This is a genomic window from Shouchella xiaoxiensis (assembly GCF_016907895.1).
Lineage (GTDB): Bacteria > Bacillota > Bacilli > Bacillales > Bacillaceae_D > Shouchella > Shouchella xiaoxiensis.
On record NZ_JAFBCV010000005.1, the window covers coordinates 238,640 to 260,032 of the forward strand.

Annotated in this window: 20 protein-coding genes; 2 read left to right on the forward strand and 18 right to left on the reverse strand. The window is 42.8% G+C overall.

Annotated features, from left to right (window positions below; genetic code table 11):
* Positions 1–36 precede the first annotated feature (36 nt).
* The gene (locus tag JOC54_RS10355; protein WP_204466158.1) at positions 37–1,260 is read right to left on the reverse strand and encodes a glycosyltransferase; all 1,224 of its coding nucleotides are present in this window, start codon (positions 1,258–1,260) and stop codon (positions 37–39) included.
* Positions 1,261–2,187: 927 nt separating this feature from the next.
* Between JOC54_RS10355 and wecB the strand changes: the two genes are divergently transcribed.
* The gene (gene wecB, locus JOC54_RS10360) at positions 2,188–3,273 is read left to right on the forward strand and encodes a non-hydrolyzing UDP-N-acetylglucosamine 2-epimerase (RefSeq protein ID WP_204466161.1); all 1,086 of its coding nucleotides are present in this window, start codon (positions 2,188–2,190) and stop codon (positions 3,271–3,273) included.
* A 14-nt stretch (positions 3,274–3,287) separates the two neighbouring features.
* Here the strand turns inward: wecB and JOC54_RS10365 are convergent, their stop codons facing one another.
* From JOC54_RS10365 to ectA, 12 genes are all read right to left on the reverse strand, one after another.
* Entirely contained in the window at positions 3,288–4,526 is a 1,239-nt protein-coding gene (locus JOC54_RS10365) for a glycosyltransferase (protein ID WP_204466163.1), read from the reverse strand.
* Positions 4,523–5,203, reverse strand: coding sequence for an N-acetyltransferase (locus tag JOC54_RS10370; protein ID WP_204466165.1), 681 nt, complete (start codon positions 5,201–5,203; stop codon positions 4,523–4,525). Before JOC54_RS10370 ends, JOC54_RS10365 begins: the two co-directional genes overlap by 4 nt.
* A 3-nt stretch (positions 5,204–5,206) precedes the next feature.
* Complete coding sequence (locus tag JOC54_RS10375) at positions 5,207–6,148, reverse strand: glycosyltransferase (protein ID WP_239586664.1); 942 nt, start codon at positions 6,146–6,148, stop codon at positions 5,207–5,209.
* Between the two features lie 600 nt (positions 6,149–6,748).
* A complete protein-coding gene (locus tag JOC54_RS10380; protein ID WP_204466167.1) occupies positions 6,749–7,621 on the reverse strand; it encodes a glycerophosphodiester phosphodiesterase in 873 nt (290 codons plus the stop codon).
* Positions 7,622–7,682: 61 nt separating this feature from the next.
* Entirely contained in the window at positions 7,683–9,002 is a 1,320-nt protein-coding gene (locus tag JOC54_RS10385) for an ABC transporter substrate-binding protein (RefSeq protein WP_437183533.1), read from the reverse strand.
* An 18-nt stretch (positions 9,003–9,020) separates the two neighbouring features.
* Positions 9,021–9,833: a carbohydrate ABC transporter permease gene (locus tag JOC54_RS10390; protein WP_204466272.1), complete on the reverse strand. Its 813-nt coding sequence runs from the start codon at positions 9,831–9,833 to the stop codon at positions 9,021–9,023.
* Positions 9,834–9,835: 2 nt separating this feature from the next.
* Positions 9,836–10,774, reverse strand: a complete 939-nt coding sequence (locus JOC54_RS10395) for a carbohydrate ABC transporter permease (RefSeq protein WP_204466171.1) — start codon at positions 10,772–10,774, stop codon at positions 9,836–9,838.
* Positions 10,771–11,874: an ABC transporter ATP-binding protein gene (locus JOC54_RS10400; protein WP_054792832.1), complete on the reverse strand. Its 1,104-nt coding sequence runs from the start codon at positions 11,872–11,874 to the stop codon at positions 10,771–10,773. The genes JOC54_RS10395 and JOC54_RS10400 overlap by 4 nt, the downstream gene beginning before the upstream one ends.
* A 333-nt stretch (positions 11,875–12,207) precedes the next feature.
* Entirely contained in the window at positions 12,208–13,809 is a 1,602-nt protein-coding gene (locus JOC54_RS10405) for a long-chain fatty acid--CoA ligase (protein WP_204466173.1), read from the reverse strand.
* Positions 13,810–14,144: 335 nt separating this feature from the next.
* Positions 14,145–14,540, reverse strand: coding sequence for an ectoine synthase (locus JOC54_RS10410; protein ID WP_035417815.1), 396 nt, complete (start codon positions 14,538–14,540; stop codon positions 14,145–14,147).
* A 12-nt stretch (positions 14,541–14,552) separates the two neighbouring features.
* The gene (gene ectB, locus JOC54_RS10415) at positions 14,553–15,836 is read right to left on the reverse strand and encodes a diaminobutyrate--2-oxoglutarate transaminase (protein ID WP_204466175.1); all 1,284 of its coding nucleotides are present in this window, start codon (positions 15,834–15,836) and stop codon (positions 14,553–14,555) included.
* A gap of 29 nt (positions 15,837–15,865) precedes the next feature.
* Complete coding sequence (gene ectA / locus JOC54_RS10420) at positions 15,866–16,360, reverse strand: diaminobutyrate acetyltransferase (RefSeq protein ID WP_035417817.1); 495 nt, start codon at positions 16,358–16,360, stop codon at positions 15,866–15,868.
* 361 nt (positions 16,361–16,721) lie between these two features.
* Between ectA and JOC54_RS10425 the strand changes: the two genes are divergently transcribed.
* On the forward strand, positions 16,722–17,240 hold the full coding sequence (locus JOC54_RS10425) for a GNAT family N-acetyltransferase (protein WP_204466178.1): 519 nt from the start codon (positions 16,722–16,724) through the stop codon (positions 17,238–17,240).
* Between the two features lie 22 nt (positions 17,241–17,262).
* On the opposite strand, the gene JOC54_RS10430 is transcribed toward JOC54_RS10425, so the two are convergent.
* The 5 genes from JOC54_RS10430 to JOC54_RS10450 all read right to left on the reverse strand — a co-directional run bounded on the left by JOC54_RS10430 (position 17,263) and on the right by JOC54_RS10450 (position 21,332).
* Positions 17,263–18,210: an RNA polymerase sigma factor gene (locus JOC54_RS10430; protein WP_204466180.1), complete on the reverse strand. Its 948-nt coding sequence runs from the start codon at positions 18,208–18,210 to the stop codon at positions 17,263–17,265.
* On the reverse strand, positions 18,207–18,926 hold the full coding sequence (locus JOC54_RS10435) for a class I SAM-dependent methyltransferase (protein WP_204466183.1): 720 nt from the start codon (positions 18,924–18,926) through the stop codon (positions 18,207–18,209). Before JOC54_RS10435 ends, JOC54_RS10430 begins: the two co-directional genes overlap by 4 nt.
* Positions 18,927–18,939: 13 nt before the next feature.
* On the reverse strand, positions 18,940–19,359 hold the full coding sequence (locus JOC54_RS10440) for a VOC family protein (protein ID WP_204466185.1): 420 nt from the start codon (positions 19,357–19,359) through the stop codon (positions 18,940–18,942).
* A gap of 106 nt (positions 19,360–19,465) precedes the next feature.
* The gene (locus tag JOC54_RS10445) at positions 19,466–20,698 is read right to left on the reverse strand and encodes an MFS transporter (RefSeq protein WP_204466187.1); all 1,233 of its coding nucleotides are present in this window, start codon (positions 20,696–20,698) and stop codon (positions 19,466–19,468) included.
* Positions 20,699–20,759: 61 nt separating this feature from the next.
* Positions 20,760–21,332, reverse strand: coding sequence for a DUF2087 domain-containing protein (locus JOC54_RS10450; RefSeq protein ID WP_035417822.1), 573 nt, complete (start codon positions 21,330–21,332; stop codon positions 20,760–20,762).
* Positions 21,333–21,393: the final 61 nt, after the last annotated feature.

Genomic DNA, 21,393 nt, shown 5'->3' on the forward strand with positions numbered 1-21,393 from the left:
ATGACTGGACTACTAAATCAAGAGAAAAGTGGAAATTCATCTTTTCGCTGGTTCTGACAAAAGTCGCTCGTAAATCTCATAGAGATGTTGCTCCATCTTTTCCCAGCCATACCTTTCCTCCATCACTTTCCTCGCACGCAAACCTCTCTCTGTGATTTGTGCTCGGTCTTCGTTTAATCGAATCAGCGCTTTAGCAAAATCGACTGGTGAAGCATTTTCTTCTAGCACAAAACCACACTGGTACTCACTGATAAATGCTTTCATATCCTTCCCTCGGTTAACAAGTGGAGGAATGCCTCTTTCTAAATAGCTGAAAAACTTATTAGGCATCGAATACATCCGATTAAGTGAGTTTTCCGTTTTTATGTCGATCCAACCTATGTCTATATCTCGTAATTCTTCCGCCAGTTTTTCATAGGGGACCCAGCCGACCCAATCAATTTTCTTCCGTATATGTTCAGGCACTCTATTTCTGGCTGGTTCTGCTAGCCCACCAATCACTTTCACCCGTAAATTAATAAAACGATTCGCATACTCAACGATTTGAATTAACCTCGCTAAACTGCCTTTATCTTCATCCATCCGCCCGACATAGCCAAGAACAAGCGGGGAATGGTCATCTTTGTTTTTCTGTTCGAATGGTGACAATAAAGGAGAATTAAAAAGCACCTCAACCGGCACAATAGCGTTCATTTGCTCGTACCTTTGTTGGATCGACTTGGATACAGTAATGACCGTATCTAACTCCTTAAACATTTGCTCCAGCAGTTCTGTCATCTTCACTCGTGTTATCCGACTCATCTTCTCCAGCGCGTCCGGCACCAGTTCATGGCTGTCATAAATGATTCGAGTCCGTTGCTTTCTTTGGTTAAGTACCCGCTTGATCATAAGCGCGTCATAGCAAGAAGAGAATTCATGCGCGTGATAAAGGTCAGCCTGAAGCTCCACTCCGAGTGTTGTTAATGGACTAGGCAAGGGGTCTAGTTTGCCTGATTTTGCATAATACAATTGCCTCGCAATCTGCCGTTTTGCACGTGGCGGATCATAGGCAATGATTCGAACGCCTTCATGCATAAATGAAGTTTCCAAAAAACAATCCGTTAGCAAAGATCCATCTATATCAAATAAAAACCCTTCTCGCCTCGGTATAATCATCGTGACGTTGTATCCTTTTCGCACAAGGCTTTTTGCTTCTTTTTGAAAAATCCGCGCATCTAAAAAAGGATGTTCCGCCACTAGAAAACAAATTGTTTTGCTCATTGTCTCCTCCTTCGTCCTCAAGGTAGCCATCTATTTATGCTTAATGCCGTGGCATAAAACCGTATTCGCCATACATTTATTAGTAGTGCATGTTCAAGAGAGAAGAGAAGAAAAGAGCTGAGAACATGACGAACGCAACTTCTGCTTCCAGCACCTACGTTCTCGGTACGTGAGGAACGCAGAAGCAAGCTGACGCCGATAGTCGACTGCTATTTTTCCCGGAATTTTTGAACGTCCTCTAGTAATATCGGTTCAAAAATGAGGACAAAAAGAGCCGAGAAGATCAAGGAAGCGCAGCTGCGAGTACCGGAGCGTACGTTTTTGGTACGTGAGGAACGCAGAAGCAAAGCTGACGCAGATAGTCGACAGCTATTTTTCCCAGAATTTTTGAACGTCCTCTAGTAATATCGGTTCAAAAATGAGGACAAAAAGAGCCGAGAAGATCAAGGAAGCGCAGCTGCGAGTACCGGAGCGTACGTTTTTGGTACGTGAGGAACGCAGAAACAAGCTGACGCCGATAGTCGACAGCTATTTTTCCCAGAATTTTTGAACGTCCTCTAGTAATATCGGTTCAAAAATGAGGACAAAAAGAGCCGAGAAGATCAAGAAAGCGCAGCTGCGAGTACCGGAGCGTACGTTTTTGGTACGTGAGGAACGCAGAAACAAGCTGACGCCGATAGTCGACTGCTATTTTTCCCGGAATTTTTGAACGTCCTCTAGTAATATCGGTTCAAAAACGAGGACAAAAAGAGCCGAGAAGATCAAGGAAGCGCAGCTTCGAGTACCGGAGCGTACGTTTTTGGTACGTGAGGAACGCAGAAGCAAGCTGACGCCGATAGTCGACTGCTATTTTTCCCGGAATTTATGAACGTCCTCTAATATCGAATGAAACTAACACCTGATTGGTGCAACTAATAGGAGGCAACAATGAAACTCGTTACCGTCATCGGGGCACGCCCTCAATTTATAAAAGCTTGTATGGTTTCAAAACGGTTACGTCAAGACGCTTCAATTCAAGAAGTGCTCGTGCATACAGGTCAGCACTACAATGCCAATATGTCCGACGTCTTCTTCGACCAATTGAATATTCCCAAACCGGATTACCATCTCGGAATTGGTTCTGGGTCACACGGAGAACAAACTGGCAAAATGTTGATGGAGCTTGAACAAGTACTTGTCAAAGAAAACCCAGATGCAGTATTAGTATATGGCGACACCAATTCAACCATTGCTGGCAGCCTTGCATCGTCCAAGCTCCACATTCCGATTATTCATGTTGAATCTGGCTTGCGTAGCTTCAACCGCCGGATGCCTGAAGAAATTAATCGAATTGTCACCGACCATCTATCAAGTCTGTTGTTTTGCCCGACGCAAGCGGCAGCTGCTCAGTTAAAAAGCGAAGGCATTACAAAAGGAGTATACGCGACAGGCGACATTATGTATGATGCCGTCCTTCATTACAAAGACATAGCACAAGAACAATCAACGATTCTTAATCAATTAAACCTAACTTCAAAAGAGTATTATGTCGCAACCATTCACCGCGCCGAAAATACCGATGATTTACCAAGGCTTGCCGCCATCATGGAATCCTTCTCAAAACTGGGGAAGAAAGTTATTCTGCCACTCCATCCCCGAACGAAGAAACAATTACAGCTACTTGATTCTCCAGTCTCTGATAAAAAGGGAAATCTACTCTTTATTGACCCACTGGATTATTTCGATATGCTTGCACTTATGAGTCAAGCCAAGGCGATTTTAACCGATTCTGGTGGCGTACAAAAAGAGGCCTATATGTTGCGCATTCCTTGTGTCACTTTGCGCGATGAAACAGAATGGATCGAAACTGTTGAATCTCATTGGAACCAACTCGTTGACGCAAGTGATCCTGCAGCAATTGTAAAAACGGTGCATCAGGCGAAGGAACAGCCAGTCTATCCAGCTCTATTCGGTGACGGCCACTCCGCAAACCAAATTTATACGATTATAAGAAAACACTTTCCTTCTAGTTAGAAGGAAAGTGTTTTTTATTTTTCGATATAAAAGCTTTTTGGTTTGTCTGCTAGTAACGTTTCATACAGCTGCAGCATTCGTTGCTCCATTTTCTCCCAGTTGTACAAATTCTCCATCGCTTTGCGTGCATTCACACTCATTTGTTTTAATAAATCTCGATTTTGATGCAAATACAACACAGCTTCCGCGTAATCGTCTCCTGTTGCTTTTTGTTTGTTTAATACAATGCCACATTGGTGTGTCTGGATAAACTGCTCCATATCATGGCATTTATTGACGATAACCGGTATTCCGTTATTTAAATAACTAAAAAACTTATTTGGTAGCGCATAGGAACGGTTTAACGAGTTTGATAAATCATCAAAATCGATCCAGCCAATATCAACCTCAGCCATCTCCTTCGCAATGCCTTCAAAAGGAACCCAACCAGTCAGAGAGATATGAGGCTGTAAATCTTTTGGAACGTCAAGCTTATGACCATGCAAAACGCCCCCAATAATTTTGAACGTAAAGGAATTGACCTGTTGCTTAGCAAGTTCCGTTATTTTATAGATCTTATCGCTGCTTCCTTTTTTGTTGTCAGCAACATGCCCTTCGTAGCCTACAGTCAACTCCGTTTCTTTTGGTACTCGCGCCTGATAATCATGATTTAGCGGCGGAGAATTATACAGAATCTCGATCGGCAGAAGCGGTTGTTTCGTAATGTAATACGCTTTTATTGAAGGCGATACGGTAATCAGTTGATCAATTTCCGTTAACATATCATCAAGCAATTTTCCCATTGCGATAAATTTAGGCTTTTTGTCAAAGGGATCCGGGATCAAATCATGGCTATCAAAAATCAATTTAACAGGCTTCCCATTTTTTTTACGTAGGCGTTTAATGCCGATGCCCGCAAACAAAGAAGCGACTTCATGAGCATGGTACACATCAGCATTTTCAGCCAGCCCTAGCTTTACAAGCGGATTATTGAATGACAACGTATCAGAATCGATATATTCCTGCATATGTTCAACGGTTGGTTTAAACGTCTCAAAATCATAGGTGACGATTTTGATGCCTTCATACATAAAAGAGGTTTCCAACAATTCATTTTCAAACGGTTCCTTATTGATGCGAAATAATTTCCCTTTTATTCGGGGTACAATCATGACAACCTCATACCCATGTTTCTGTAACGACTTTGCCTCTTTTTGAAAGATACGCGTATCGAGAAACGAATGGGTATGCACAAGCATGCATACTTTTGTCACTTGCCTTCCTCCTTCAGCAGCCGCGCAGGTACTCCAGCAACAACAACATGATTGCCCGTGTCTTTTGTAACAACGGCACCAGCTCCAACAATTGTTCCCGCACCAACTCGGACACCAGGTAAAAGCGTTGCATTATTCCCGATTTTAGCACCCGATTCAATATGTGGCCCCTTCATCTCGTATGCTTTTGCTCCCATATATTTGTCATTGGACATCGACACGCACGGACCGATAAACACATTGTCTTCAATAATCGTGTCACCTGTTACATAAGCCGACGTCTGGATCGTGCAGTTGGCGCCGATTGTTGTATTTAATTCAACGATAGCAGACCGGCCAATCACGGTTCCTGCTCCAACCGTGACCGCTTCCCTTATGCTTGCATGATCTCCAACGAAAACATGGTCTCCAAGCTTCGTTCCAGCATAAACAGAGACAAGCGAACCAAGTTTTGTGCCTTTGCCAATCACGAGCTTGCGTGTTCCTTCACCTGTTTTTCTCATCCGCTTATTACCGCCCGGCTGAATGCCCAGCACACAGTTCGCCCCCACCTCAACTTCATCTCCAAGCTCTGTTCCACTTAAAATAACCGTGTTGTCGCCAATCACTACATGATTTCCGAGCACAACACCTTCCTCAATTACAACATTGCGTCCTACTTTTGCTTTTTCTGTCATCCTTTATTTTCCCTTCATATAAAGTATTTCTTCAATCTGGTCGATTAACTGCTTTGTCCGCACAGCCGTTGAGTGGTTTTTATGAATAAATAAATGACCTTGCTGTGCAACCAATTCTCTTTCCTTATGCTGATGCAAATAATACGCAGTTGCCTCAGCAACATTTTCTTCATCGACTTTGATAAAATGTGTACCAGGCTTGAATCCGAGGTCTTCTAATTCGTTAAAACTCGGGGCTAACAGAAGTGTATGGCAGGCAAGGGCTTCGTAGTATTTTTTTACGGGATAACCATATAGAGAGGGACAGGTAAAAAACAGTTTCGCTTTGTTTAATTCCATTGCATAACGTTTACCGACCAATCCTTTCCGATCTGTTTCATCAAAGGTATAGCCTGGATGAGGTCGATAGATAAAGTTGGAATCATTGGCGAATGTTTTTAATAGATGCTCGCGAAATGGATACGCCGCACCCACTGCCCCAAGCAAGAGCAGCTCATAGTTCTTCTCTAATTGATAGTCTTTAAAGATACGAGGCTCAACAAAATGAGGCAGCCAGCGTATTCGATCTGCGAATTCCGGGTACGCCGTATAGCAAGCGTCCCTAGTTACACTAAATACATACGTATTCGGGTTCTTCCTTAAAAACTGGCGTCTCTTTTCCGTAAATCGATGCACATCGTTTACAAACAGAGCAGATGGAATCAAGGTTGTAGCAAGTCCATGCACAACAGGCTCCATCTTCTTTCCGATATCATTGACGATTATGATGAAATCAGGCACCACAGTCAGTTGCTTTAAAATAGACTGGAGATGACCTGACTTTCGCCAAACCGTTACTTGGACATGTGTCGCAAGTTCTCTCTCTAGATACGAATAGTTACGATCAATATAAGTTGAGGTATCCTTTGCAATAAACAATAGATGAAACAGTCGCCTTTCTGCCATTCACTCACTCCCGTTTGCACACAACTTCATTGCCTCTTCCATCGTATGTTTGTGCTCGATTGACCGATTCAACCTTTGCCCCTTTTCTGACAGACTTGGGTGGTCCGATTTTTTAGAGCTTTTGTACAGACTGAGAAAAAGGATGACTCGACACGTTAACAGGTTGGGCTAAAGCTAGTAGTTAGACCAGAGAACATGAATACTGATACTGAACCGCTACAGGAGAATTCCTCGCTTTCCGGGGGCGCGGCCTCAGCCTCCTTCGTGGAAAACCACCACTCCATAGTCTTCAGACACGTGCTGGCCCCAGGAGTCTCGGATTCTCCTTCTGCTACTTTTAATATAAAACAAATGACGAACGCTCCTATTTTCAGGAATGTTCGTCATTTTTGTCTGTCTATCTACTTTTGTACCAGGCTCTTGCTTTCATCATTCTCATTAACTAGGTTCCAGCAGTATATTGTTTAATTTCTTCCAGCATCATGCCTCGGACAAATCCAACCCCGTCAACAGTGAATCATGAATAACAACAAGCATGCCTTTTTACATTCCAAACTACTGTTTCACAATTCTTATCGTTATTGTAACAAGCGTTACCTTTCATTCTGTCTCTAACAGCTTTTTTGTAAATTCAATTTGGTCTGTGAACAATCCATCAATTCCATATTCGTTCACTCGTTGCTGCTCTTCTCTCTCCGTGTCGCTATCGGTGAAGTAAACATGCACTGCTTTACCGGCAGTTCGTAACGCCTGCACGTCTGCTTCATGCAAGTCGCCTGCTTCCGCACCAATCGTTTGGTACGGAGATTGTAGAGCTTCATCAAGCTTAAATTCCCCACGTCGAATCAGTTTGGTTAACGGTATCTCTGGGGCAAGTTCTGTCAGCCTCGCAAGGCTCGCATCTGAAAAAGACTGCAGCATAACGAATTGAGATGCTAGTACGTCATGGTCGTTTAAAAGCTGAATAAGCGTTTCTTCCATTTTTAATTGATCTCCAACAAGGCGTGTTTCAATATAATACGTTTCCCTTTTTCCATACCGCTGCAAAATTTCTTCAAGGGTCGGAATCGGTTCTCTCATTTCGCTCCCATTAAAAACGCCTACTGTGTTAAAACGCTTTAACTGCTCAAGTGTATACGTTTCAACGTTTCCTATTCCGTCAGTTGTCCGGTCAATCATTTTGTCATGCATAGCGACAAGCACACCATCTTTTGTCATGCGCAAGTCAATTTCGAGCGCGTCTACCCCGTCTTTTGCCGCTATGTCGTAGGCCGCAAGAGTTGCTTCATTTGCTCGGTCCTTTGCTCCGCGATGCGCATAAATTTGAACAGGTTTGTCCTTAAGTACAAGCTCTTCTTCACCTTGTTCCGTCAGACCACTTGTCTCTTTTCCGAGCGTATTCAATTCAAACGCGAGCACAAAACCAACAAGGAGACAACACCCAACCAGAACAATTATTTGCCATTTCGTCAACTGTTCCCGCTCCCTTCAAAAAAGAAAAGGGGACGATGAGTGACACCGTTCCCTTTTTTGCTTAGTTGCCTCTTGCTTTATTTGCTTGTTCAATCGCCGCGTTAACTTGATTAACCGCCTCATCAAAAGCTGCGTCAGCATTCTCACCATTGTAAACAGACTCAAGAGCCGTTTCGATAATTTTTCTTTCTTCTGGAATCATATCCATTAATGCCCCTTGTGTCGCAACAGTAGGTGTTGTTGCTTGAAGCTGCTGGACAGCTGTTTGCAACTGCGGCATATCTACGTAGGCATCTTGGGCAACCTGTTCATCATATGCTGCTGGGTTAATGGCAAAATAGCCCGTTCCGACATGCCATTCCGCCTGAATCTCCGGAGTTGCCATGTACTTCATAAAGTCCCAAGCGGCCTCTTGCTCCGCGTCCTCTTTGCCAGCAGACATCCATAAGCTTGCACCGCCGATGACAACCCCTTCTCTTTCCTCCTGCTCTGGATAAGGAATAAATCCAACTCCGACCTCAAATGGCGCATTATCAATGACGTCCCTCGATTGAGCCGATGATTGCATAAACATCGCTACTTCACCAGATAAAAAGCCTGCGACCATGTTGTCAGAGTTGGTTCCGTAGTTCATGAACGTTTCATCTTCAATCATTCGTTCCACCCATTTAAAAATCGATCTGCCTTTTTCATCATCAAATGCCACTTCTGTTGCTAGATCGCTCCGCCCATTGTCGTTATTGAGTAAGTGCCCACCTTGGTTAGCCAAAAGTTCTTCAAACAACCAGCCATACGCTTGAAGGGCAAATCCACGCATACCGTCATTTGCTTCAGCAATTGTTTGACCGGCTGCTTCAATTTCCTCGTACGTTTGCGGAGGGGCTTCCGGATCAAGACCAGCCGCTTCAAAAGCATCTTTGTTGTAATACATAACAGGTGTCGATGAATTAAACGGCATCGAATAGAACTGACCGTCAATGTTATAGTAATTGGTTATATTTTCTTCTAAACCGCTCATATCATACTCTTCTTCATCGATAAATCGCTGAATTGGCTCAATATTACCGCTGTTGATCATCGACATTGAACCGATTTCTTGCACTTGAATAATCGTCGGAGCATCTTCTGTTCCACCTACACTGTGGAATTTAGGCAATGACTCCTCGTAGGTCCCCTGGAATTCTGCATTCACTTGTACCTCATCCTGCGATTCGTTATATGAAGATACAATTTGATCTAACGCTACTTGCGCGGGGCCACCCATTGAATGCCAGAACGTGACAATCGTCTTTTCATCTCCGCCTGTACCATCCGATGATCCACACGCTGCAAGCGCAACTATACTCATTGAGCTAATCAATATCCCTAATTTTCGTTTCATCATTCCATCTCCTCGTTCTTATTTAAGCGCTCCTTCAGCCAGTCCGCGCTGAAGTTTCTTCTGCCCTAAAAACAGAAGAATTAATGTCGGAAGAATAACAATGACGGCTCCTGCCATCACGACTCCCCATTGGTTTAATGTCTCCTGCGATTGCAGCTGTTTTAAGCCTATTTGAACCGTTCGCACCGAATCATTTGTCGTCGCGAGCAATGGCCATAAGTACATATTCCATGATGTTAAAAATCCATAAATACCAAGCGTCACCAAGCTTGTGCGGGCAACAGGCAATACGACCGTCAAATAAAATTTAAAATCGCCCATTCCAGCAATTTGACTCGCCTCTTTTAACTCAATTGGAATTTGCTTAAATGTCTGCCGCAGCAGAAATGTACCAAACGCCATCGCAAAAAACGGCAAGGTCAAACCTGGATACGTATTTAAAAGTCCTAATTCACGAATGGTTTGGAAATTAGGGATGATTGACGCTTCAAAAGGAATCATCATCGTTGCAATAAACACAAAGAACAAGGCGTCCCGCCCTTTAAATTTCAAAAATACAAAGGCATAGGCCGCTAAGCTACATAGGATAAGCTGCCCGATCATGATAACAAAAGACACAATAAGGCTATTTAATAAATAGTTCATCAGCGGAAATCGTTGAAACGCTTGAATGTAGTTTTCAAACGTCCAAGCGCTTGGAATAATCTGGCCGGTCAATGTATCCTGGCTCGTCATAAAACTCATTAGAAAGGCTAAAATAGCCGGGGCGAACAGCACGGCCGCTGAGACGATTAATAGCAAGTAGAACAGTAATTTACGTTTCCACGTCATCATCATTGGTAATGCACCTTCTTTTCGCCAAGCTTAAACTGGATTAGCGTCATCAGTAGAATAATCGCAAACAAAATAACGGCTTGCGCACTTGCCGTTCCATATTGATAATTGACAAACGCCTCTCTGTAAATCGAATAAACAAGCAAGTTCGTTTCATTTTGCGGTCCTCCGCGCGTCAACATGTCGATTTGACCAAATGTCTGAAACGCATTAATCATCGTTACCGTCACGACAAAAAACAAAGTAGGTGACAGCATCGGAATCGTAATACGCCGCAGTTTATAAAAGTATCCCGCCCCGTCAATATCAGCAGATTCATATAAATAGCGGTCGATCGATTGCAGTCCACCAAGCAAGATTAAAAAAGTAAAGCCTAGATTCATCCATATTGTTGAGATGGAAACAGAGAACAATGCCCAGCTTGGATCGGTAAGCCAACCAATTGCACCAACCCCAAACCAGCTAAGAATTTGATTTAGGAAACCAATGCTTGGATGAAACAAAAACAACCAGAACACAGAAGCCGCAGCGACTGAAATCCCCATCGTAGATGAAAATATCATGCGAAAAATACCGATGCCACGTAATTTTTCGTTGGCAAGAATCGCTAAAAACAACGCAATTAAAATCGTCCCAGGAACCGTATATAAAACAAACAAGAAAGTCGATGTTAAGGACTTTATAAATAAATCCGACGAGAAAATTCTCGTAAAGTTCTCAAATCCTACGAACACGGTCGCCATACCACGGTTATCCGTTAAGAAAAAGCTTAAATAAAGGGTCCGCGCCATTGGGTAAAACAAAAACACACTAAATAACAGCAGCGATGGAAATAGAAAAAGCATTCCCTTCCCAAAATTTAACCGGCTCCGCTTTCGTTTTTGCTGTTTAAATAAATGCGCTTGCGAAACGTACGCGGATGTCTGCGTCTTCGTCATAACAGAACCTTTTGTACGGTTTGCACTTCAGCGGATTTCAAAAGCGCCCCGGTCGTTGAATCAAAGAAATGGAAGTGACTTGGTTCCAGCTTAACAGGCACTCGATCACCTGTTTTTATCGCCCATTGCCCTGGCCATTTGGCTGTCCATAGTTCTTCACCAACACTAAACGTAATTAATGTTTCATTCCCTAGTTGTTCCACGCTCGCAACATCAAGCTGCTGTGCGGCTTCCAATGGCTCATACTGAATATGCTCTGAGCGAATAGCTGCTGTTACGTGCTCACCCAATCCGGCAAGACTGTCGGGTAGAGAGAGAGTAAGCGTGTTTCCTATTTCAACCTGATTTAACTGATGATTCACAAGGGCATTTGCTGTGTTCATTTTCGGCGAACCTATAAAAGTAGCGACAAATAGATTAGCAGGTTCATTGTACAAATCAATCGGACTACCGACTTGCTGGATGACTCCATCATTTAATACCATTATGCGGTCACCCATTGTCATTGCTTCAACTTGGTCATGGGTAACATAAATCATTGTCAGTCCTAATTTTCTTTGCAATCTACGAATCTCGATTCGCATATGAGCACGGAGCTTGGCATCTAAATTGGAAAGAGGCTCATCCATTAAACAAAGAGGGGCTTCACTGACGACAGCTCGAGCTAGCGCAACACGCTGCCGTTGTCCACCAGACAACTCTTTTGGCTTTCTTTCTAACAGGTCGGTTAATCCCATCATCTCTGCAGCTTCTTTCATACGCCGTTTTTGTTCGGGCTTTTTCACCCGTTTTGCATCCAGCCCAAAAACAATGTTCTGTTCAACAGTCAAGTGGGGATACAAGGCATAATTTTGAAAAACCATTGATAGATTCCGGTCTTTTGGAGCCAACATGTTTGCCTCTTCTCCATTTAGTAGCAACGTACCCCCTGTAATCTCCTCAAGTCCCGCAACCATTCGCAACAACGTGCTTTTGCCACAACCAGACGGACCAACTAGTACAAAAAATTCCCCCTTCTCAATTGATAGACTAATTTCATTAAGCACATTTTTTTGCTTATCATAGGATTTAGTTAGATCAATCAACTCCACTTGCTTCATGCTGCCGTGCCTCCTTGTCACAATGTACGTTCATTTAAACATAAGTTTGATAGAATTTTGCTTCGTTTACAGAAGCCATACATCTTCTTTAAAATTAACGTATTGAGAACATACCTCACTTAAATTGTTTACAATTTTTACAAAAAGTTAGTGATTTTCGTGTAAACGAATAGAATTTGGACTACTCTTCTAATCAACTATATGCACGTACCACAACAATATGTAAGCGCAATCATTATCCACCCTCAATAAAGCGATCATAACGTTGAACATTTCATTTAGCACCACAAAAACAGGCAGCCTAGTCGGCTGCCTGTTTTTGTTTTTCATTCATTAAGTTGCTTTTACGACTTGATCACGTAATGCCCGTTTCAAAAACTTACCGACCGATGTTCGTGGCAGTTGTTCCATAAAGATAACATCATCCGGCAGCCACCATTTTGAAAATTGCGTTGCCAGATAGGCATTAATGTCTTCTTTTGTAGCCTGCTCCCCCTCTTTTAATACAACACAAGCAACAGGTCGTTCTTGCCACTTTTCGTGGGGAACAGCAACAACAGCCGCCTCAAGTACGGCTTTATGTCCCATGATCGCGTTTTCCAAATCAACGGAAGAAATCCACTCTCCACCACTCTTAATTAAGTCCTTCGTACGATCGACGATCTTAATTGACCCTTCTTCATCAATTGTGACAACATCGCCCGTATGAAGCCAGCCATTTCGGAAGGCTTCTTTACTTCGCTCATCTTCATGGTATTGATCAGCAATCCAAGGGCCACGAATTAACAGTTCACCCATTTCATTGCCGTCCCAAGCAATCTCGCCATTCTCATTCACACCTTTTATCTCAATGAGCGGTACCGCCATGCCTTGTTTAGCACGGACGTTATAGCGATCTTCTTCTGCCCAGCTAAGCTGATGGCTCTTTAAGCTGGAAAAGGATACGATTGGTGATGTTTCCGTCATTCCATACGCGTGGAAAAATGGAATGTTCAATTCTTTTTCAAAGGCTTCAATCATGCTTTTCGGTGCAGCCGAACCACCACAAACAACGCCTCTTAGGCTGCTCAGATCATAATTTCCTTTCTTTATGACCTGAAGCAGACCAAGCCAAATTGTAGGGACACCGCCAGTAAAAGTGACCTTTTCTTGCTCGATCAATTCCGCAAGCAGTTGGGGCGTAAACTGCGGCCCAGGAAGAACTTGTGTTGCCCCGTAAAATGTAGCGCTAAAAGGCAGTCCCCAAGCATTTACATGGAACATCGGCACTACAGGCATGCACACATCCCGTTCCGATATTGCCGTCGTGTCGACCATACCTTGGACCAAGCTATGAAGCGTAATTCCTCTATGAGAGTACAAAACTCCCTTTGGTTTTCCTGTTGTAGCGGATGTATAGCACATCGCCGCAGGCTCATTTTCATCAATATCATCTAAAAATGGGAATGCCGAATTGCCCTTTTCAAGCAACGATTCATATGAATATAAAGGTGCAAGCGTTGATTTAGGAAGCTGCTCTTTATCAGACAGCAGGATAAATGTGTGCACTGTCGTTAATTGGTCTTGAACTGCTTCAATCAGCGGGAGTAGGTCTTCGTCAATAAGTAAAATTCGATCTTCGGCATGATTAATCACATACACCAGATGATCAGGAGAAAGTCTCATATTGATCATATGTAACACAGCGCCGATCCCAGGTGCGGCAAAATACGCTTCCAAATGGCGATGATGATTCCACGCCACCGTTCCAACTCGTTCTCCTCGCTTCAGCCCAAGTTCCACTAACACACTCGCTAAAGCTCTTGTCCGCTTCCCTATTTCTTTGTAGGTTAATCGATGAGTCTTTTCCTGTGTTCGTGAGACAACTTGTTTTGCTGGGAAGTAGCGTTCCGCACGTTCCAACATCGGCGGAATGGTTAATGGTGTATTCATCATTTGAAAAACCCCTTTTCAACATATTTGAATGCGCTTTCACACTTTGCTATTTCTCATTTTATCAAGTACGAGTAAAACTAGCAAACTATTGTTAAAAGATTCGTACTTTTGTTTCTTAGTCTAATGTAGTTTCCTATTAAGCATAGTAAAAACGCGCTTGTCGCAGGAATATGACTGAGCCTTTGTTCCATCAACTTATTCTTCGCAAAAAAATCGCCTTATCGTTTTAAATGTCGGTATCACACCGACCATTTAGGAAACAAGGCGATTTCTAATCGATTCATATAGTCAAGATTGGTTTTGCTTTACTGTCATGGGACTTGACGCATTCAAGCTTATTTAAGCATATGTTCAGGCAGTTGATAGGCCCCGTCTTCATCATGAATTTCTTTGCCAGTTGTGGCTGGGTTAAAGACGCATACCATCCGCATATCCGTTTTTGCACGGAGGTAATGTTCATCATTCTCATCAAGTACATAGCACTCGAATTTCTTTACTGGCCATACTTTTCCGTCCTTAACCGTTTCAACTTCTCCTTCACCTTCAATGATATAAACAGACTCTAGATGATACTTATACCATAGATGCGTCTCCGTACCCGCTTTAATTTGCGTATCGTGAACCGAATAACCCATCCCGTCTTTCTCAACAACAATCCGTTGACTCGTCCAGTTCCCTCCGTCAACATCTCTTTCTGTTCCTATGATTTCTTCTAGTTTTACTACCTTCATGAAAATACCCTCCTAGTTTGTTACTGCTTCTTTCACTCCGAGCACAGCCCGCACACTGTCTTCAAGAATGGTTAGTCCTTTTTCCAATGCTCCCTCATCAATCGTTAAAGCAGGGAACAGCTTAAAGACCTCATCGTTTGCCCCAGCGGTTTCCATAATTAACCCTCTTGTGAAAGCCTCCTGCGCCACCTTACTTGCTAGTCCTTCAACTTGAGATTCAATCCCAATCATCAAGCCGCGTCCTTTTACATGCCCTTGAATTTCCGAATATGTGTCGACCAGCTTTGTCAAAAAGGCATGGACCGTACCAGACTTTGCTTTAATTGACTGCTCAAAGGTCGTATCTTTCCAATAATCTAACGCCACTGTTGCAGTGACAAACGCGTGGTTGTTTCCACGGAATGTCCCATTATGTTCGCCCGGTTCCCAAAGATCGAGTTCAGGCTTAAATAACGTTAGCGCGAACGGCGTTCCGTAACCGCCAATCGACTTCGACAAACAGACAATATCTGGCTTAATACCTGCTTCTTCAAAGCTGAAAAAGGTTCCAGTTCGTCCAACCCCAGCCTGGACATCATCAATGATCATCAAGATATCATGTGTTTTGCATATTCGATCTAATCGCTGTAACCATTCCGTACGCGCGGCATTCAGTCCGCCCTCTCCTTGAACCGTTTCTAGAATAACGGCAGCTGGAATATCGACTCCAGATCCACCCTCTGTTAAAAACTGTTCAAGATAGTCAAGTGAATCTAGACCTTCATTGACAAAATTGTCATACGGCATCGTTACAACATTAGTTAGCGGAATCCCTGCTCCTTTTCGTTTAAAGGCATTACCCGTCACGGCTAAAGAACCAATTGTCATTCCATGGAATCCGTTTGTAAAGCTGATAATATCGGTACGACCCGTTGCTTTTCGGGCAAGCTTTAAAGCCGCTTCAACCGTGTTCGTCCCTGTTGGACCTGGAAACATGACTTTATAATCTAGTTTTCTAGGCTTTAAAATGATTTCTTGAAATGCCGTTAGAAATTCTGCTTTCGGCTTTGTCGCCATATCAAGCGAGTGAGTCACGCCATCCTCCATGATGTAGCCAACAAGCGCCTGTTTCATTTTATCGTCATTGTGACCATAGTTCAGGGCACCTGCTCCTGAGAAGAAATCAATGTATTCGTTCCCCTCTTCATCCCACATTTTCCAACCCTTTGCTTTTGTAAATACGGTTGGAAAAGCACGACAATAGCTTCGTACTTCTGATTCTAAATCTTCAAAAATAGTCATATTTGTTTTATTCACGTTATGGTGTTCCTCCCTAGAATCTTTTTTTAAGACTTAAGTGGTCCAATGCGAAATGTTTTTTCTTCCTCATGGTTTTCATCCGGAAATAGCTCTTCTCCAAAACAATCCGTGATGCGACAAGATGTTCCTCGTGTTCGAGCCAGCTTTTTAAACAACGATTGAGAGGCAATGTTGGACGGTGTAACCGTTGCTTCTACATAGTTGACCGCTTCACATGCATGACGCTCGCACAAGGTTAGCAGCAGATCGAGCGCTAAACCTTTTCCACGTTGAGATTCAGCCACTCCCACTTGCCAAATAAACAATGTGTCAGGCTGTTTTGGCGGGATAAAACCTGTAATAAAGCCAACTAGCTCATCGTCTTCTTTCGCGACAATACAAGTTTCGTCGAAATATTCACACATCATTATATACTTGTATGACGAGTTAGAATCAAGCGACGACTCCTCTGCCAGCTGCCACATTGCAGCTCCGTCTTCAACGGTTGGCTTTTCAAGCGTTAATACGGGGGTTTGAGCCATAAAATCCTCCTTTTTTGGAATGAGTGCGCTTTTGCACTTTATTTTTTTCTTACGTTTTAACCCTTTCTAATCATAGGATGCTTACGCCGTTTCTGCAAACGTCTAATATCTGAATATAAGCGCTTAAGCGAAAATAACGAAGATCCTTCCCCCTATTTAACATCGTTCTCCTGCTATATCCTCCCGATAAAGCCGAAATGCTTAGGAGGTCTGTAGAGCTGCAGTGACGGCGCTCACCCTTAATTGGAAAAAGACTTACATAAAAACCAGATTACCCTTAACAAATTTAAAAACCACCACTCATATAATCGCTTTTACGTTAGAATGAAAGAAAGATTAAACTTCTAGGAGGAAGAACAAGATGATTATTCGTGAAGCAACGGTTGACGATGCTCAAGCAATTGCCCATGTGCATGTCGACAGCTGGAAAACAACTTATGCAGGCATTGTACCCGCGTCCTTTTTACAAAAACTATCTCATGAAAAACGTGCCGACATGTGGAAAACGATTATTCCGAGTGAGAATGGCTACGTCACAGTAGCTGAAAGCTTAGACGGAAAAATCATTGGTTTTGCCGATTCCCGTCTAAGAGAAAAAACGGCTAATGGACAAGCGGGAGACCTCACTTCGCTCTATTTACTGGATGTCCACCACGGTAAAGGCATTGGCAAAGCGCTTCTGCAGGCACAACTCGCCCACTTAAAAGGCGCAGGCTGTACGAAAGTCTATGTTGAAGTCTTGAAAGACAATCGCACGCGCCAGTTTTACAGCTATTACGGGGCCGACCTACACGAGACGAAACAAATTGAGATTGGTGGAGCTACACTCGATGAAGAGATTTATGTTTGGACAGACATTGAGAAAGTGCTTGCGCGCTAAAAAGAATGGCGCAAGTACTTTCTCAATGTCTGTTGTAGAAATAGGCTGCCCCTAATTCAACTTCAAGCTCTTTTGCAGCTAGTTGCATAAAATCCCACGAGAAACAATAAAAACGCCACAACGTAATTTCCCCATCGTTGTCATTAAATGTATGGATATTGGTGAGGTAGAGCTGATTGTCTTTTTTCTTGTCGTATTCAATTAATACATAACGGCCCCACAGTTCCACATACTCAGCCTTTACCTCATGATGGTTTCGCACAATTTCTGCCCAATCTTGTAACGATTGGTTTTCAGTCTCATCTTTCCCCATTTCATAACCTGAATGAATAATATCCGTTACGACGTTCTCATTAAGTACCGAAGCAATTATCTTTGGATCTTTGCTTTTAAATCCGTCCAGTAACAGCTGAAACAATCGACTATTTGGTTCAACACGCCTTGTAGGCGGCAGAACAACTTCAGTCCAGTCTGACTGCTTCCGAAGCTTCTGTCGTGCTCTGTGCACATTGGTTGTTACAGCATTCTCGGATGTCCCAATAAGTTCTGCTACTTCCTTAGCTTTACAATCAAATACATCACTTAAAACAAGCGCAACATACTGTTTTGGAGACAGGTGGGTCATTAGTATTTCAAGATTCTCCAGAACGGTAAAACCTTGCTCTTCAGTTGCACCATTTAATACATGTTCATGGTCGTATTGCGATCGTTTCTGCTCTCTTCTCCATTGATCAATCCAAAGATTTGTGGCGATTTTCATTAAATATGCTTTTGGTTGAATTGGCTGATAAACCTTAGTCAACATGGAAAATGCCTTAAGTAACGTTTCTTGAACGAGATCCTCTGCATCCCAAGGAGACCTAGTTAATGTAAAACAGTACTTCCATAAATCGGATCGGTACGGTTCAATTGTCTGTTTAAATTGGAATTCAAGTTTCTTCAATTCCATATTTACTCCGTCTACATTCATGAAGGGTAATCTCCCTTCCTTGCTTTCACAAGCAAAAACGCTGGTGCTTTCAATAGTTTTTCATAGGTTCGCTCGTTTCTAACTCTAAATTCCTCTGTCGGCTCTGGTTCAATTATTTTTTCAAGCGAAAACCATGTTGTTGTATCATTTACAATCTCTTGCAGCGACCTCCGATAAAAAGGAACAGCTACCGTTTTCCCGTCCTTTGTCCAATGATCGACGATTCGCTCCACTGCAAAGTAGTTCGGGTTCTCCAGCAAACGAATATCTGTAAATGGATGATGAACGGAGAACAGGAAGGTTCCACCTGGCTTCAATACTCTCTTACATTCACTAAATAAACCACGCCAATCTTTTATGTAATGCAGCGTTAGTGAAGAAACAATGGTGTCAAAAGATTGATCTGGAAACGGCAGTGGTTCTTCTAAATTTAAGCAAATGACGTTGCCTTGTCCCTGTAAGCGGTTCTTTGCAGCTGCAACCATTTCTTCGCTGCCATCACATGCCGTGACGGAGGCACCACGCTTAAGTAATTCCGAACTATACCAACCAGCCGCGCAACCCGCATCAAGAATTTCCTGTCCACTTAAATCAGATTCAAGCTGTTGCAACATCGCAGGTCGCTCATACGCGGAGTTATAAAGATTCTCGGTATCAACAGTGTTTGCATACGCTGTGGCTAAATGACTAAAGGCTTCTTTTACTTGGTTATCCATAGATCATCATCTCCTACTTGTTTTCGTCTTGTGCTTTTTGAATGTGAGCGGAATGAAAAGGAGAGTCGATCTCTTCACTGACAATACTAAGTACATTCTGATCTAAATCAAAACAGTCGAATCCTTTCATACCACCAAAGTCATCATTCGGCGTTACGGCGACACCTGCTTGCTGAAGACGGTGATGAGCCTCGTCTATATTGTCGACTACAAAGTTGAAGTACACATTTTTTTGCTTTCCTTGAATCACAAACTCGGCTGGCTGCGGCGATTTCACCTGAACAAGACCAAGCTGCGTCCGGCTACCGGCAAAATAAAATCCTGCCCCTCCTTCCCAACGGTCGATAAACGTTACGTGCAAATGCTTTTCATACCACTTCTTGGACTTCTCCAAGTTTGTTACAGGAATAAATACACTGCCAATGCGAAACATATGATACACTCCTTTTTAAGTAGATTCATAGATAGAACGAATACAAGAGCAAAAATGTTACACTTTATCTTTAAAAAATGTTTTTCATTAGCACGGCATGCCTGTATTAAGTCTCAAAGCCGTAGCTTAACGTCTTTAACTTTACCAATGATTTGCGTAGATGAACACGCTTAAATAAAACAAAAAACAACAGCGCCAAACACATATACGCTATACCAACTGAGAAAGCTAACTGAAGCGGGGTGAACCATTCGGTTAAAAAGCCAGCACCAATCATTGCAAGCCCCATTGAGCTATTCTGAATCATCGTCAATGTCCCAAACAAAAGCCCTCGTTTTGCAGGGGGCAAAATCCGCATTAACACCGTATCAAAGCAAATATTGCTAATTCCACCGACAAACGTAATCAGGATGGCGAGAAATACGGCTTGCATAAAAAAGTGAGATTGACTTAAAAACAAATGTCCAATCCCTTCAAAAAAAATCATACCGACCCCAATTGCTAGATAACGTCCCCGAATCCACTTTGTTAACCCTGAACTTAAAACAAACCCCAAACCTAGTGCAGCATAAATAATGCCAACACCCAAATCGCCTTTTCCAAATACATCAAGGGCTATCAAGTTAAAAATGACGTTATCGACTCCGTTGGCCAGCGGCATAACGAACATCACTAATAAGAATACGCGCAGCAGCGCAACTTGGATAAGCAGGGTAACGCTCTTATCAGAAGAATTCACATCCTTTTTTTCCAACGGAGTGCTTTCAAGCTTCGTTAGAGGTATAACCCAAAGAGCGGCGAGTAAGAGGAAAAGAGCGTGTAGCCAAAACAGCATGGTAACATCTATTAAAAAGGCCGTCATTCCTCCTAAAAGCGAACCAACTACAAGCGTCATACCGACCACAGTCTGTTCCAAACCATTGACTTTGGTTAAGTTCTTTTTCTGAACAATATCCGGAATACTAGCAAAGCGGACAGGCCGATAAATTGCTTCCCCAGTTGCGATCAGAAACGTACTGATATAGAGCAACGAAACCTCTTGAGCTACTGCCGCGCCTACCGGCATAAGGGCAAATGGAATTCGCCAAACATCCGTCCAGAATAACAGCTTTGCCTTGTGAAAACGATCTGCCAAATAACCACTGATTGGCGCAAAAAAGATCGTCGGCAAGACACGGAGCGCCAGCAAAAAACCAAGTGCCATTGCCGATTCTGTTAACACATAGAGCAAAGCTAACGACCCCACTTGTGCAAACCGAGATCCAATTCCGTTTAACAAAGAGCTCCAGAAGATCCATTTATATTTCTCTTCTTTTTTTAATACGGATAGGCCGAGCATCATCCACCTCCTGTAATTAATTAGATATATATCTAATTAGATTCTCATAAAAATGACCTGCTTACACAGGCCACATTTCTTTCGGATTAAGTTCATACAGTCCGTCTTTACGGTACATAAACTGCGCCATCACAAACTCTCTTCTTATTGTGGCAAAGTCTTCATGATAGCGTTGAATGTACTCGTTCAGTTCTTTTTCCTGATAGACTTTCCCGTCTTCTAAACCACGTAGCATGTATTCTAGTACAATTAATTTCTTCTTTCGTTGAGCGGGTAGTGTCTTAAGCTGCCCCGTTTTGTCTGTAAAATTGTCTATAATACTAGTCTTCTCTTCCACGCTCACCTCAAAGCTCTCAAACATCTCTGATCCTCCAATTCGCACGATGGCCGTTGCCATTTGCTCTAATTTTCGTTCATTCAAGTAAAAGTAAATCGTATTTTTATCTCGGCGTTGATAAACAACATCGATTTCTTTTAATTTGCTAAGATGGTGGGAAATCGTTGGTGGTTTCAAGCCTAATTTCCCGGCAATCGCCTGCCCATGTAAAGGGCCTGATTTCAACAAAGTGATTATGCGAATTCGCGTTTTGTCTCCTAATGTATTATGAAAGTTTACAATTCTACTTAACTGCATCAGCTACCTCCTTATCTAATTAGATTATAATCTAATTAGATAGATATTGAAACACTAAAAA

Coding starts and splice junctions, on each gene's coding strand:
- JOC54_RS10355 (WP_204466158.1), bottom strand. CDS start 1,260: ATGAGCAAAACAATTTGTTTTCTAGTGGCGGAACATCCTTTTTTAGAT.
- wecB (WP_204466161.1), top strand. CDS start 2,188: ATGAAACTCGTTACCGTCATCGGGGCACGCCCTCAATTTATAAAAGCT.
- JOC54_RS10370 (WP_204466165.1), bottom strand. CDS start 5,203: ATGACAGAAAAAGCAAAAGTAGGACGCAATGTTGTAATTGAGGAAGGT.
- JOC54_RS10375 (WP_239586664.1), bottom strand. CDS start 6,148: ATGGCAGAAAGGCGACTGTTTCATCTATTGTTTATTGCAAAGGATACC.
- JOC54_RS10385 (WP_437183533.1), bottom strand. CDS start 9,002: ATGAAACGAAAATTAGGGATATTGATTAGCTCAATGAGTATAGTTGCG.
- JOC54_RS10390 (WP_204466272.1), bottom strand. CDS start 9,833: ATGACGTGGAAACGTAAATTACTGTTCTACTTGCTATTAATCGTCTCA.
- JOC54_RS10395 (WP_204466171.1), bottom strand. CDS start 10,774: ATGACGAAGACGCAGACATCCGCGTACGTTTCGCAAGCGCATTTATTT.
- JOC54_RS10400 (WP_054792832.1), bottom strand. CDS start 11,874: ATGAAGCAAGTGGAGTTGATTGATCTAACTAAATCCTATGATAAGCAA.
- JOC54_RS10405 (WP_204466173.1), bottom strand. CDS start 13,809: ATGATGAATACACCATTAACCATTCCGCCGATGTTGGAACGTGCGGAA.
- JOC54_RS10410 (WP_035417815.1), bottom strand. CDS start 14,540: ATGAAGGTAGTAAAACTAGAAGAAATCATAGGAACAGAAAGAGATGTT.
- ectA (WP_035417817.1), bottom strand. CDS start 16,360: ATGGCTCAAACCCCCGTATTAACGCTTGAAAAGCCAACCGTTGAAGAC.
- JOC54_RS10425 (WP_204466178.1), top strand. CDS start 16,722: ATGATTATTCGTGAAGCAACGGTTGACGATGCTCAAGCAATTGCCCAT.
- JOC54_RS10430 (WP_204466180.1), bottom strand. CDS start 18,210: ATGAATGTAGACGGAGTAAATATGGAATTGAAGAAACTTGAATTCCAA.
- JOC54_RS10435 (WP_204466183.1), bottom strand. CDS start 18,926: ATGGATAACCAAGTAAAAGAAGCCTTTAGTCATTTAGCCACAGCGTAT.
- JOC54_RS10440 (WP_204466185.1), bottom strand. CDS start 19,359: ATGTTTCGCATTGGCAGTGTATTTATTCCTGTAACAAACTTGGAGAAG.
- JOC54_RS10445 (WP_204466187.1), bottom strand. CDS start 20,698: ATGCTCGGCCTATCCGTATTAAAAAAAGAAGAGAAATATAAATGGATC.
- JOC54_RS10450 (WP_035417822.1), bottom strand. CDS start 21,332: ATGCAGTTAAGTAGAATTGTAAACTTTCATAATACATTAGGAGACAAA.